Source organism: Bacillus sp. FJAT-27245 (genome assembly GCF_001273955.1).
In the GTDB taxonomy this organism is placed as follows: Bacteria; Bacillota; Bacilli; order Bacillales; family Cytobacillaceae; genus Bacillus_D.
The window spans coordinates 4355409-4368635 of the sequence record NZ_LIGI01000001.1 but is presented as its reverse complement, the minus strand read 5'-3'; the positions used below and the strand labels follow the sequence as shown (position 1 = coordinate 4368635).

The following is a 13227-nucleotide window of genomic DNA, read 5'->3' as shown; positions in this document are numbered from 1 at the left end:
AAGCACCCTATAGTCAGACTTTAATGTCTAATGCTATAGGGTACTTTTTTGAGAGAAGGTACTCTTTAAATCATTCGGTCAGCTAGTTAACGACTTTAATATAGAAATAGATATCCTGACCGACTTTTTTCGGTTCAGCCATGAGCTTATAGCCGTGTTTGACAGCTTCTTCTGGGACACTTCGAAAGGATTGCGGGCAATCTGCAATAACCTGCAGTACTTCCCCGATTTTCATAGTTTTTAGCGCATCCAGCGCATAAATGACAGGGTATGGTCAAGGTTCCCCGCGAATGTCGAGGGTGTAATTGACATCAATTACTTGTGACATGGATTAAGCCTCCTTTGTAACGTGGGAAATCCGTTTTTCTGATTGTGGATGTTTGATTCCCGATCCATAACGGAACCGCTTTTCCCACCAATTTGATAGTAAGAACCAAGCAGCAAGCATGGCAAGCGTTCCAAACAGAGCTCCCAGAGGGCCCCATTGCTCGATTAAATTCACTTTTGGCCAATTTTCTACAAGCGCATGGTAGATGCCAAGATGATCCCAACCATAAGCAAGCAGCGTAGCCCCCACGATATTTCCCGCACCTACTACCCAGTATAGCACTTGGCCTTCCATAGCCCGGTACATCATGCCGGTCTCGCAGCCGCCTGCAAGCACGATGCCAAACCCGAATAGCAGCCCGCCAATCGCTGTGCTTGGTGCAACGACTTTAATGAGGGCAACAGACCCGCTTTGAATATAGAAATACGTGACGACAACACTGATCATCATCCCAACCGCAATCGCCTTTGACATTACCGCGCGGCCGCTGATCCATAAATCGCGAAAAGCCGAGGTGAAACAAATTTGTCCACGTTCAATCAAAATCCCAAACAAAGCCCCGGCAATACAGGCGACGGCGAGCATGGTTTTGCCTGCTGCGAAGAAGTAGATAACAAGGCCTGTATAAAGACATGCAAAAAGTAAACCCAGGACCGGCTGGATATTCCTTTTTTGGACGTGCTCGGTGACAACCGGGTTCGGCGTTCCCTTCATCAAGGCTGGTTTACCCCGCCACCATTTCGTATTTACGACCTTCACGCCAAAAAAGGTTCCAATGGCCGTGGCCACCATGAAGATCCAGGAATGAAACGAGAACTGTGGCACCCCTGTAAAAAATGCTGCCAAATTACAGCCGAGGGCAAGGCGCGCGCCAAATCCCGCAATAATCCCGCCGGCAAATCCTTGTGTCAGACGGCGCTTTTGTTTCGGAATGCGGATTTTAAAACTGTTGCTTAATAAGATCGTAATCAGTCCGCCAACCAGCATCCCGATGACAATCCAGCCATCCGTCCGGGTGATGGGGGTCCCTTGCATACCGACGAGATTAAAATACGCCCAGTCCGATACATTCATTCCAAACCACTCAAGGATGTGTCCGCCTAACCGGGTGAATTCGCCGGTAACCGCCCAAACCGTACCGGTAATTCCGAAATACAAGGCGCTTACCAAACCCGCAATGCCAATCGCCACGTACGGATTCCAATATTCTTTGAATATCTTTGAATAAAGATTCATGAGACCTGCCTCTCCTTTTTTAAAAAACTCCAAGGGGATAGCCTTGCTAAAAGGTCTCCCGATGGAATATTAAGAATTGAGCCATGCAAAAATGCCTAGGGAGTTCTAGGCATGTTAAAGATTTAATTTACTCCTTACTATAACGGTATTTTTATATCAAGAGCAATTTGAATTATCGATAGGTTGAATGATTAAGTATCGAAAGGATGAATAGCGAGATAGAAGGCAATTCAAATGCTGTTAACAGGCTTGGCCAGCCTCCACTTGTCAAAGAAAGCGCGGATGAGTGACAAGCGGAGTCTGGAATCGGGTCAGTGCTGATGTGATAAAATGGAAGGAACCTAAATAACGTTAAAGGATGGTCTTTTTAAAAAACATATAGATATTTGTACATTAAAAGGAGGGACACTTTCTGAAAAAATCGCTCGGATTGGGTGTGGCGGCAATCATTCTGCTGATTGGCATAGCGGCCTGGTGGGCAGTATCGGCGGCTGGAGACAGAAAGAACCCTCTGAACAAGGCTGAGGCATTTTCGTACAGGGAAGATGGCCTTCTCTACTGGTTCGAAGCGAAGAGCCGAAGCGGAAAAGTAAAAGGGAATCTACATCAAATGAAGGTAATAGAGGAAATTGGGAAACCGCCATTTTTGGAGGAAAAACATTACCGTCTAAGTGGAAAAGAGACCAATATGGGATATGAATTCAAGGTGAACGAGGATGGAAAAACGAGAACGTACACCGCAGCATTTACCGGGTCAAATCTTATGGTGCATAAGAAGGGGGAAGAAGCCGCCAAAGCATACAGGGCTGTTGGCCAGAAGGAAATCGAACACGAGGTTAAAGAAATTCAGCAAGAGTATGAATATGCCGTGTACCATTCTGAGGAAAAAGAGAAAGCCCGGTTAAGGAAATTCTTCTCGGACCTTAATCAAACGTATGGGTTTCTGCATTCGGCGGATAATGGCTCATATTGGCTGTTTCTTAAAATTGATGAAGCCCTTCTCCAAGGCGAACTTTCTGGCTCCCTTCTCATGTTGGCTGACACGGGGAATCCTAATAGCCCTTATGAAGAAACCAATTATCCTTTAAACGGAATTACAGACGGACAAATGCTGAGGCTTTACACGAAAATAGACGGAAAGCAAACGATGTTGGAAGGGAATTTTAAAGGTGATGCAACTACTTTTGACCTGTCGTTTTGGCTGGCCGAAAGCAAACTCCCATTCAAGGCTGTAACGGAAAAAGAGTATAAGCAGGCTTACTCGGAATTTAAAACCAATGCCCAAAAAAGGCAATGATTATTTGGTAGTAAAGTAGCCCTCAGGACAAAAGTTCCTGGGGGTTATTTTTGCTCAAAAACTATTAAAGAAAATTTTCAATATTACCATCTTTTAAACAGTAGAAATGTTAATCTCCAAATAACAGTGATATACTAGTTAAGTAGTGTTTTATTATCGGAATATTGAATGCAGAAAAGATGTTTTTTTGTTTGCGCCTTGGCTTTCTGTACGCATTGGATGGAGTGTTTACATCCTTTCTGCAAAGCTTATGAGATAAGGATGGTTAGAATGAGTAACAGACATACTGAAACAGACGTTATCTTAATTGGTGCCGGGATCATGAGCGCGACTCTGGGGACACTGCTGAAAGAATTGGTGCCTGATTGGAAAATCACGGTGTTTGAGAAGCTCGAAACTGCGGGGGAAGAGAGCTCCAATGAGTGGAATAATGCGGGTACAGGGCATTCGGCGCTATGCGAACTTAACTATACCGTCGTAAAGCCGGACGGGTCTTTGGATATTGGTAAAGCGATAAAAGTAAATGAGCAGTTCCAGATTTCAAGGCAATTCTGGTCTTATTTAGTGAACAGAAATATTATCCGCAACCCAAAAGACTTTATTATGCCATTGCCGCATATTAGTTTTGTACAGGGCGAGAGGAACGTTGATTTTTTGAAAAAACGTTTTGAAGCGCTTTCAATAAATCCACTTTTCCATGGGATGGAATTTTCCGAGGACCATGGTAAACTTGCTGAATGGATGCCGCTTGTCATGGAAGGTCGGACATCTGATGAACCGATAGCGGCAACCAAGATCGACTCTGGTACAGACGTTAATTTTGGCGCATTGACGCGCATCTTGTTTGATCACTTAGCGAATCAAAATGTGGATATTAAATACAAACACCAGGTTGATGATATAAAACGTACGGACGACGGCTTATGGGAATTGAAAGTATGGAATATGAAAACCGGAGCCATTGAACGGCACGCCGCAAAATTCGTCTTTATTGGCGGCGGGGGAGGGAGCCTTCCATTGCTGCAGAAAACGGGGATTCCCGAAAGCAAGCATATCGGAGGATTCCCTGTAAGCGGGCTGTTCCTTGTATGCAACAATCCGGACGTAGTCGAGCAGCATCATGCAAAGGTATACGGCAAAGCCAAGGTTGGCGCCCCGCCAATGTCGGTGCCGCATCTGGATACACGGTATATCGACAACAAAAAATCCTTGCTCTTCGGGCCGTTTGCCGGCTTCACGCCGAAGTTCTTGAAAATGGGTTCAAATATGGATCTCATAAGTTCCGTTAAACCTAATAATCTCGTAACAATGCTAGCCGCAGGCGCAAAAAACATTCCGTTGACAAAATACTTGATTGAGCAGCTTATGTTATCAAAAGAACAACGGATTGAAGAATTGCGGGAGTTTATTCCGAACGCGAGGAGCGAGGATTGGGACATCATCGTAGCTGGCCAACGTGTACAAGTTATTAAGGATACGGTTGCTGGCGGGAAAGGGACGCTCCTTTTTGGAACGGAAGTTGTTACTGCAGCTGATGGAACTGTCGCTGCATTGCTTGGGGCATCCCCTGGTGCTTCAACCGCAGTGTACGTCATGCTGGAGGTAATAAAGAATTGCTTCCCGCAGCATGCGAAGGAATGGGAACCAAAAGTCATGGAGATGATTCCTTCTTATGGGCTGAACCTCGCCGAAAACCCGGAACTTTTTAACGAGCTTCACGCTTTCTCAGACTGGTCGCTTGGCCTGGGTGATGCTCACTCCCACGAGAGCCATGTGGAGGATAGAGAAGCTGTATCCAATTAATAATGTTTTTAAAAGCATCTTTTTAAAAAGGTGCTTTTTTCGCTTCAATTTTCAATAAACCAAAAAAAAACCGCTATACTGCGATAACGGCAGGATAGCGGCTTTGGTATAAAATGCTTAGTTTCGAATAAGATAGTCGAATGCACCCAGTGCGGCGGTTGCACCCGAGCCCATCGAAATGATGATTTGCTTATATGGGCTGTTTGTACAGTCGCCAGCGGCAAATACGCCAGGCAAACTTGTCGCACCGCGGTTGTCGACCACGATTTCACCCATTCGGTTGCGTTCGAGCGAGTCACCAAGCCAATCGGTATTCGGAACAAGGCCGATTTGAACAAACACGCCAGCGAGTTCGAAATGATGTTCTTCGCCTGTTTCACGGTCAATGTAGGTAATTCCGTTTACTTTATCAGTACCGGTAATTTCCTTTGTTTGGACGTTCTTGATGACTGTTACATTCGGAAGGCTGTATAGACGGTCTTGCAGGACTGAATCAGCTTTAAGTTCCGGCATGTATTCCAGCACGGTTACATGCTTAACAATCCCTGCAAGGTCAATGGCCGCTTCGATTCCGGAGTTTCCGCCGCCGATAACGGCAACGTCTTTCCCTTCGAATAACGGTCCGTCACAGTGTGGGCAGTAAGCGACACCCTTGCCTGTAAACTCTGTTTCACCTGGAACATTGACCTTCCGCCAGCGTGCGCCGGTCGAAAGGATAACAGTTTTGCTTTTTAGAACAGCCCCGTTTTCCAATTCGAGTTCAATGTAATCCTTCTTTTCCAGGCGTTTTGCCCGCTGAAGGTTCATGACATCAATGTCATACTCTTTTACATGCTCCTCGAGGGTTGCAGCGAGTTTAGGGCCTTCCGTATATTTCGTGCCAATGAAGTTTTCGATTCCGACGGTATCCATGACTTGGCCGCCAAAGCGTTCAGCTACAATGCCTGTACGGATACCCTTGCGTGCTGTATAAATGGCCGCGCTTGCACCTGCAGGGCCGCCACCGACAACGAGGACATCGAATGGCTCCTTATTGGAAAGCTCGGATGGATCTTGCGTGCTTCCGAGTTTCGCAAGAATTTCCTCGAGGGACATTCTGCCACCGCCGAACTCTTCCCCGTTAAGGAAAACAGTTGGCACAGCCATAACGTTCTTGCTTTCCACTTCTTGCTTGAAAGCCGCGCCGTCAATCATCGTATGGGTGACTCCAGGGTTGAGCACGCTCATCACGTTCAATGCCTGGACGACGTCAGGGCAATTATGGCAGCTTAAGGACACATACGTTTCAAAATGGTATTCGCCCTTCAAGCCTTTTATTTGATCAATCACGCTTTGATCAACCTTTGGGGCACGCCCGCTTACTTGCAGCAGTGCTAATACAAAGGATGTGAATTCGTGTCCAAGAGGAATACCGGCGAACGTTACGCCGGTATCCTCACCGATGCGATTGACACTAAAGCTTGGTGTTCTTTCCAAAGTCGCAGTTTCGACTTTTATCCTTGGCGACATATCTTTTAACTCATCAACAAGAGCGAGCATGTCTTTCGATACATCATCGGAACCCGCACTGACTTTGAGTAGAACATCGTTTTCCAACAGTTGAAGATATTGATTTAATTGGGCCTTAATATCTGCATCTAGTATCATTCATAGCACTCCTTAGATTTTTCCAACAAGATCGAGGCTAGGCTTAAGGGTTTTAGCGCCTTCTTCCCATTTCGCCGGGCAAACTTCACCTGGATTGTTGCGTACATATTGTGCTGCTTTGATTTTGTTAATTAGTGTGCTTGCGTCGCGGCCAATGCCTCCAGCGTTGATTTCAACCGCCTGGATGACGCCATCCGGGTCAATGATGAAAGTACCGCGGTCAGCCTGTCCCAGTTCTTCAATAAGTACATCGAATTGGCGGGAAAGGACATGCGCAGGGTCGCCGATCATCGCATACGTGATTTTGCCAATTGTTTCGGATGTATCGTGCCATGCTTTATGTGTAAAATGAGAATCCCTTGATGCTGAGAATACTTCTACGCCAAGTTCTTGTAGAGCTGGATATTGATTTTGAAGGTCTTCCAATTCAGTTGGGCAAACGAATGTAAAATCGGCTGGATAGAAGCAAAGGACAGTCCATTGGCCTTTAAAATCCTGCTCAGTTACTTCGATAAACTCTCCGTTTTTGTAAGCCTGTAATTTGAATGGTTGTACTTCTTTTCCGATAAGTGACATAATGAAATTCCTCCTATAAAAAAATGATTGGTAGTTTGGTGAAAATATAAATAACTAAAAATAATTTCTTTTAATTATCATTAGTTATTTATAATAATTCTAATACACTAACCATTATTATATAACTGTCACAGTATGTCAAGGGAAAGGATTTATTTTGGTGAATGGGGTAAAAATTTGTTTTGTAAAAGGCGGTTTAAGACGAAAGAGGAGTATTTTTATTTTCAATTGGTGCATTTATTCTCAACTATATAGGACTCGTGCTCATGATGGAGTCCATGGAAAGCTATTCATATAGAAGCAAAAAGGGTGATTGCATTGAAAAACCAAAGCAATCACCCATTTTAAATTAAATTACGCCTTGAACAATCATCGCGTCGGCTACTCTTAAAAATCCAGCAATATTGGCGCCTACAACGAGATTGCCTGAATGGCCGTATTCATCGGCCGCTGTAACACAGTTTCGGTAGATGTTTTCCATGATTTGATGCAATTTTGTATCCACTTCTTCAAATGTCCACGACAACCTCATGCTGTTTTGCGACATTTCCAGGGCAGACACTGCGACACCGCCTGCATTGGCGGCTTTCCCCGGACCGAAAAGGACATCGTTTTTCAAAAATACGTCAATCGCTTCCAGCGTGGATGGCATGTTCGCTCCTTCGCCGACCGCTTTAACGCCATTGGCTACCAATACTTTTGCTGCAGCATCATCAATCTCATTTTGCGTCGCGCATGGCAGGGCGATGTCACAAGGAATGGACCAAATTCCGGAACAGCCTTCGAAATAGAGTGCATGGGGATGTTCCTCGACATATTCCCTGATTCTTTTTCGTTCAACTTCTTTCAGGCGTTTTACGGTATCCAGATTGATGCCGTTTTGGTCAAATACATAGCCGTTTGAATCGCTGCAGGCTACAACTCTCGCCCCGAGCTGCATCGCTTTTTCCATGGCATAAATCGAAACATTGCCGGAGCCTGAGACAATGACAGTGCTGCCTTTAAAGCTGAGACCTTTGTCTTTGAGCATTTCTTCTACAAAATAAACAGTCCCATAGCCAGTAGCTTCGGTCCGCCCAAGGCTTCCGCCATATCCAATCCCTTTTCCGGTCAGGACACCTGCTTCAAAACCGCCGCGGATTCTTTTATATTGGCCGTACATAAAGCCGACTTCCCTGGCGCCCACACCAATGTCTCCTGCAGGCACGTCAATATCCGGTCCGATATGCCTGTAAAGTTCCGTCATTAAGCTCTGGGTGAATCTCATGATTTCCCCATCTGATTTTCCTTTCGGATCAAAATCGGCTCCGCCTTTGCCCCCGCCAATTGGCAGGCCGGTGAGTGAGTTCTTGAAAATCTGTTCAAAGCCAAGGAACTTGACGATACTGGCATTAACGGAAGGGTGGAAACGCAAGCCGCCTTTGTATGGCCCGATCGCACTGTTGAATTGAACCCGGTATCCGCGGTTTACCTGTACTTTGCCGTTGTCGTCAACCCATGGGACTCTGAAGCTGACTACTCTCTCCGGTTCCACGATGCGTTCCAGGATGCTTTGATCCATATACTTTGGATGCTTGGCAAAGACAGGGACAAGCGAATCAAAAATTTCCCTCACAGCCTGATGAAATTCACATTCAAAAGGATTACGGGCAACCACTGTTTCAAAAACTTCATCTACATATTCTCTCGCAATTTTTGAATTTGCTTCTTTAAGCTCATGAATTGTCGTCATAGCGCTCAAGCACCCCTTTACAAGTGTTCAGGTGTATATAAATAGATATCTTTTATTGTTTATACAGTTGATTTTTTATTTCCTTATTTTATTATTGAAAAACAATCTAAACAATATGAAAATTAGATAATAATGATGCCAAAATGAGATGAGTGGGAAGAGGAGGGGAAGTATGGAGCTAAGACAGATTCAATATTTTATTGAAGTTGCCAAGCGGGAGCATGTAACAGAAGCAGCGTTGGCTCTGCATGTGGCGCAATCCGCCGTGAGCCGGCAAATCTTTAATTTGGAAGAGGAATTGGGTGTTAATCTTTTTATCCGGGAAGGAAGGAATGTAAGATTAACGCCTATTGGGAAAATTTTTCTCGAGCATATGGAAGAAGCGATAAAGGTAATTGAGAATGCGCGGCAGGAGGTTCAGGAATATTTGGATCCGGAACATGGGAAAATTCGGATTGGTTTCCCAAGCAGTCTCGCTGCCTATACGCTGCCTACAATTATTTCCGCATTCCGGGAACAGTATCCCAATGTGAAATTCGAGCTGAAACAGAGTTCCTACCATGATTTGATTAGTGGAGTGATAAGAGGGGATATCGATATGGCGCTGCTTGGGCCGCTTCCTATTCAGGAAAAGAAGGTAAGAGGGGATATTCTTTTTACTGAAAGGCTTGTTGCCTTGTTGCCAATACATCATCCACTTGCAAATAAACGTACTTTGAATCTGAACGAATTAAGGGAAGATTCCTTTATTTTGTTTCCAAAGGGGTTTGTATTGCGTGAAATAGTGGACAATGCCTGCAAGCAATTTAGCTTTGAACCCAAAGTTTCATTTGAAGGAGAAGACATTGATGCGATTAAAGGATTGGTTTCCGCTGGACTGGGAGTGACCCTTATTCCAGAGGTGACATTGGTCGATAGCCTGCCGCGTTCAACTGTTAAGCTTACAGTCCTTGAACCGCAGGTAACGCGCACAGTTGGTGTCATCATTCCTGCTGAACGCAAGCTTCTGCCTGCGGAAAAGCTTTTCTACGACTTTGTTCGTGAATTTTTTGCTTTATTGGGCCAATTTCAAAAGTAAGATTGTTCTTATAAGCTGATGCCTGGCGTGCCTGGAAGGGGACCGTTCGTTGATTGGTTTAAGGATACGGAAATTGCATCTGGTAAATGACGAAATAGTAGATGGTAAATACTGAAATTTGGATAAGAAGTTTGAAAAAGAAGGATCTCCCAAATTGAATCGTTAAGATTAGAATCTGAATAATGATGTAAACGAAAAACATTGAGTTAACGAGGAACTTTGGGCCTGGGGTTCCATCAAGTGCAAACATAAACAAATAGATGATGAAAGTGGAAAAAATAGCACTAGAGGCTAGGACAAAAATATTCAATCCTTTTTTTAACATAAAACAATCCCTGCCTCTACAGATTTGAATTTTCTGGCTAAACCAATGCAGTTTCTTCCATCATACATTTTGTTTGAAAAAAAAGCTTGCCGAATCGACAAGCTTTTTTTACATTCGGAATCAACTCTACTCTGTTTAACCCGCTGAGTGAGCTTTGGACTGTTTGCATTTGGTGCTTCTATAAAAAGGAGGGAAGGTCGCAGATTTTAAATTCTTCCGGAAAACTTCTCTTGTGGAGAGGAGTGTGATTTATATCACAATGTCTCCCGGGCGGATTTAATATAATAAACACTGTTAATATAGTGCAAAAAGGAGTGTTTCGTTTGTTGGACCAGAAGAAAATCGACATCGTGAAATCAACCGTTCCAGTATTGGAGCAATATGGAGAGAAAATAACGACCCGTTTCTATGAATTAATGTTCGGGGCGCATCCCGAACTGCTGAATATATTCAACCATGCAAACCAAAAGCAGGGCAGGCAGCAAAGGGCGCTTGCAGATGCCGTCTATGCTGCTGCCATGTACATTGACAACCTGGAAGCGATTCTCCCGGTTGTAAAAAATATTGCCCAAAAACACCGCAGCCTTGGGGTTAAACCGGAACACTACCCGATTGTAGGAAAGTATCTTATTCTCGCAATCAAGGATGTTCTAGGCGATCAAGCAACAGATGAGATTATCGGCGCCTGGACGGAGGCGTATGGAGTCATCGCGGACGCATTCATAAGCATTGAAGCGGAGATGTACAATGAGGCAGCCGGCCAAAAAGGCGGCTGGGACGGATTCAGGCGTTTTGTTATTGACCGTAAAGTAAAAGAAAGCAATGTTATTACATCTTTTTACTTGAAACCTGAGGACAATAAAGAAATCGCCGATTTCCAGCCTGGGCAGTACATTAGCGTCAAGCTCGAAATTCCGGGAGAGGAATTTACGCATATCCGACAATACAGCCTATCTGATGCTCCAGGTAAAAACTATTACAGAATCAGCGTAAAGCGTGAAGCGGGAAATGAAAATCCGGATGGGAAGGTGTCAAACTATCTCCATACCCAGGTGGAGGAAGGGGATATCTTCCAGGTCAGTGCGCCAGCCGGTGACTTTGTCCTGGATGTTCAAAAGGAAACGCCTGTTGTCCTGTTGAGCGGCGGAGTCGGACTTACGCCGATGATCAGCATGCTGAAAACCGTGGCCGAGGTGCAGCCTGAACGGGGAGTAACCTTTATCCATGCGGCCCAAAATAGCTCTGTGCATGCTTTAAGGAATGAAGTGGAGCTTGTTGCAGAAAAGGAAACCATTAAATCGTTTGTGTTTTATGATTCACCAACAGATGAGGACCGCGAAAACCAAGCTTTTGACGTTGAAGGGTATGTCACTAAAGAATGGTTGAATGAGAATGTCGACACTCAGAAAGCGGACTTTTACTTTTGCGGCCCTGTTCCATTCATGAGGGCAATTTACCGTGCACTTAAGGAATTAGGGGTAAACGAAGAGAGAATCCATTTTGAATTCTTCGGCCCAAAGGGCAATTTGGAAGCATAATGAACGAAAAGCCAATTTCCGCGGCGGCGGAGATTGGCTTTTTTCTTTTGAAAAATAGCCTTACGCAGGCAGAAAAATCCCGTCTATTTTCCTTGCTGGGTGGCGTCTTTCCCTGCTTCGTCAGCAAGCTGCTCGAATGATTTCACTTTTCCGTGGGGGTTTTGTGCTTCTTTTCTGGCCGCCCATTGCCTTTCCTTTTGGCGTTTCGATTGGGTCATGTATAAAAGCTCCTTCAGTTTTAGATGGTTTTTGACAGGGAGCAGATTGGTTAACTTCTGTTTTCGTAAGCCCTTTGTTCCTTTTCCTTCTCCTTTTTAGCCCGGTTTGCATTGGCGCTGCCAAATTCCTTGCCGAATTCCGAATCGGTTTGGCTTGAATTAAAGCCTTGTTTATTCTTTTGTTGTGGGTCGTTTTTCTTTGTTCGCTTTGCCATGTTGAATCGCCTCCTTTTGTTTTTTAGTATGGAAAAGGCCCTTTAAAATATTCGCTTTCACTTGCGGCCGGAGAAGCCAAGGAGTTTAATGGACATAAGACGGTAGAAACCATAGTGAAAAAGGGGAAATATTCATGTTCAAGCAAAAGAGAATAAGGGACTACGGAGTCAAAATCGGCAGGCTGGAGCAGGGGTATTATAATGCGATTACGGATGTTGAAGGGGTGGCTGTTGGCCATGTGACCCTGAGCGACAAACAGATGCAGACCGGAGTAACAGCCATTTTGCCGCACCAGGGGAATACATTTAAAGAGAAGCTGATCGCTTCAAGCCACGTCATCAATGGATTTGGAAAAACGATGGGGACCATCCAGATGGCGGAGCTTGGCACGCTTGAAACACCAATCATTCTTACAAATACATTGGCAATTGGGACGGCCGCTGACACGTTAATTGACTATATGCTGGAACGAAACCCGGAAATCGGCCGGACTACCGGGACCGTCAATCCAATTGTCGGGGAATGCAATGATATGTTTTTGAATGATATACGGGGAAAGTTTGTGAAGAGGGAGCATGTTCTCCAGGCAATCGAAAATGCCTCGCCTGAATTCATGGAAGGGGCGGTTGGCGCAGGAACCGGGATGCTCTGTTACTCTTTAAAAGGGGGAATCGGGTCTGCTTCCCGCAAGATGGACTTGCAGCATGGGACGTATACAATCGGCGTTTTAGTCTTATCGAATTTCGGGATATTAAGTGATTTACGAGTGAACGGCAAGACGGTCGGCCAGGAATTAAAGGAATCCATAACTCAAACGCACAAGGAAGAGGATAAAGGATCGATTATGATTATCGTGGCCACGGACCTTCCCGTATCGGAAAGGCAGCTGAACAGGATTATTAAACGGTCTGTCACTGGGCTTTCGAGGACGGGTTCAATCATTACAACCGGTAGCGGCGAGGTGATTATCGGTTTTTCGACAGCCACGCAAATTCCGCATGACAAACCAGAACATCTTTTATCAATCCCTACGATTCATGAAGAAGATATCGACCTGGCTTTCCGGGCGGTAGGCGAAGCGACCGAAGAGGCTGTTTTAAACTCCCTAGTGACGGCCGAGGCTGTAGTAGGACGCGACGGGAATACACGGCCGGCGTTTAAAGATTTAATTGAAGAGTTCGGTATCTCATTGATCTGATGAAATCCGTATAAAAGGTTCGGATTTGAAAATAT

The 13227-nt window shown here is 44.9% G+C and carries 12 protein-coding genes; 5 read left to right on the top strand and 7 right to left on the bottom strand.

The features are described 5' to 3' along the window. Positions 1 to 82 precede the first annotated feature (82 nt). Entirely contained in the window at positions 83 to 262 is a 180-nt protein-coding gene (locus ADU24_RS22790; RefSeq protein ID WP_269432253.1) for a sulfurtransferase TusA family protein, read from the bottom strand. Positions 263 to 331: 69 nt separating this feature from the next. Beyond that, positions 332 to 1564: a selenium metabolism membrane protein YedE/FdhT gene (yedE, locus tag ADU24_RS21335; RefSeq protein ID WP_053368537.1), complete on the bottom strand. Its 1233-nt coding sequence runs from the start codon at positions 1562 to 1564 to the stop codon at positions 332 to 334. 436 nt (positions 1565 to 2000) lie between these two features. Between yedE and ADU24_RS21330 the strand changes: the two genes are divergently transcribed. Both ADU24_RS21330 and mqo read left to right on the top strand, forming a co-directional pair. Next, complete coding sequence (locus tag ADU24_RS21330; protein ID WP_156324656.1) at positions 2001 to 2861, top strand: hypothetical protein; 861 nt, start codon at positions 2001 to 2003, stop codon at positions 2859 to 2861. 261 nt (positions 2862 to 3122) lie between these two features. Further along, entirely contained in the window at positions 3123 to 4664 is a 1542-nt protein-coding gene (gene mqo / locus ADU24_RS21325; RefSeq protein ID WP_156324655.1) for a malate dehydrogenase (quinone), read from the top strand. A gap of 117 nt (positions 4665 to 4781) precedes the next feature. Here mqo and ahpF read toward each other — a convergent pair whose 3' ends face one another. From ahpF to gdhA, 3 genes are all read right to left on the bottom strand, one after another. Beyond that, positions 4782 to 6311, bottom strand: a complete 1530-nt coding sequence (ahpF, locus tag ADU24_RS21320) for an alkyl hydroperoxide reductase subunit F (RefSeq protein WP_053368534.1) — start codon at positions 6309 to 6311, stop codon at positions 4782 to 4784. 12 nt (positions 6312 to 6323) lie between these two features. Then, positions 6324 to 6887, bottom strand: coding sequence for an alkyl hydroperoxide reductase subunit C (gene ahpC / locus ADU24_RS21315; RefSeq protein ID WP_053368533.1), 564 nt, complete (start codon positions 6885 to 6887; stop codon positions 6324 to 6326). A gap of 349 nt (positions 6888 to 7236) precedes the next feature. Then, entirely contained in the window at positions 7237 to 8619 is a 1383-nt protein-coding gene (gene gdhA, locus ADU24_RS21310; protein ID WP_053368532.1) for an NADP-specific glutamate dehydrogenase, read from the bottom strand. A 172-nt stretch (positions 8620 to 8791) separates the two neighbouring features. Between gdhA and ADU24_RS21305 the strand changes: the two genes are divergently transcribed. Continuing rightward, the gene (locus tag ADU24_RS21305; RefSeq protein WP_053368531.1) at positions 8792 to 9697 is read left to right on the top strand and encodes a LysR family transcriptional regulator; all 906 of its coding nucleotides are present in this window, start codon (positions 8792 to 8794) and stop codon (positions 9695 to 9697) included. A 648-nt stretch (positions 9698 to 10345) separates the two neighbouring features. Further along, positions 10346 to 11560, top strand: a complete 1215-nt coding sequence (gene hmpA, locus ADU24_RS21295) for an NO-inducible flavohemoprotein (protein ID WP_053368529.1) — start codon at positions 10346 to 10348, stop codon at positions 11558 to 11560. Between the two features lie 83 nt (positions 11561 to 11643). Here hmpA and ADU24_RS23595 read toward each other — a convergent pair whose 3' ends face one another. After that, a complete protein-coding gene (locus tag ADU24_RS23595; protein ID WP_231689657.1) occupies positions 11644 to 11778 on the bottom strand; it encodes a DUF6254 family protein in 135 nt (44 codons plus the stop codon). A 50-nt stretch (positions 11779 to 11828) separates the two neighbouring features. After that, positions 11829 to 11993 carry a hypothetical protein gene (locus tag ADU24_RS23440; RefSeq protein ID WP_197277543.1) on the bottom strand — a complete coding sequence of 55 codons (165 nt, stop codon included), beginning with the start codon at positions 11991 to 11993 and terminating at the stop codon, positions 11829 to 11831. A 134-nt stretch (positions 11994 to 12127) separates the two neighbouring features. On the opposite strand from ADU24_RS23440, the gene ADU24_RS21290 reads away from it, so the two are divergent. Beyond that, entirely contained in the window at positions 12128 to 13192 is a 1065-nt protein-coding gene (locus ADU24_RS21290) for a DmpA family aminopeptidase (protein ID WP_053368528.1), read from the top strand. Positions 13193 to 13227 lie beyond the last annotated feature (35 nt).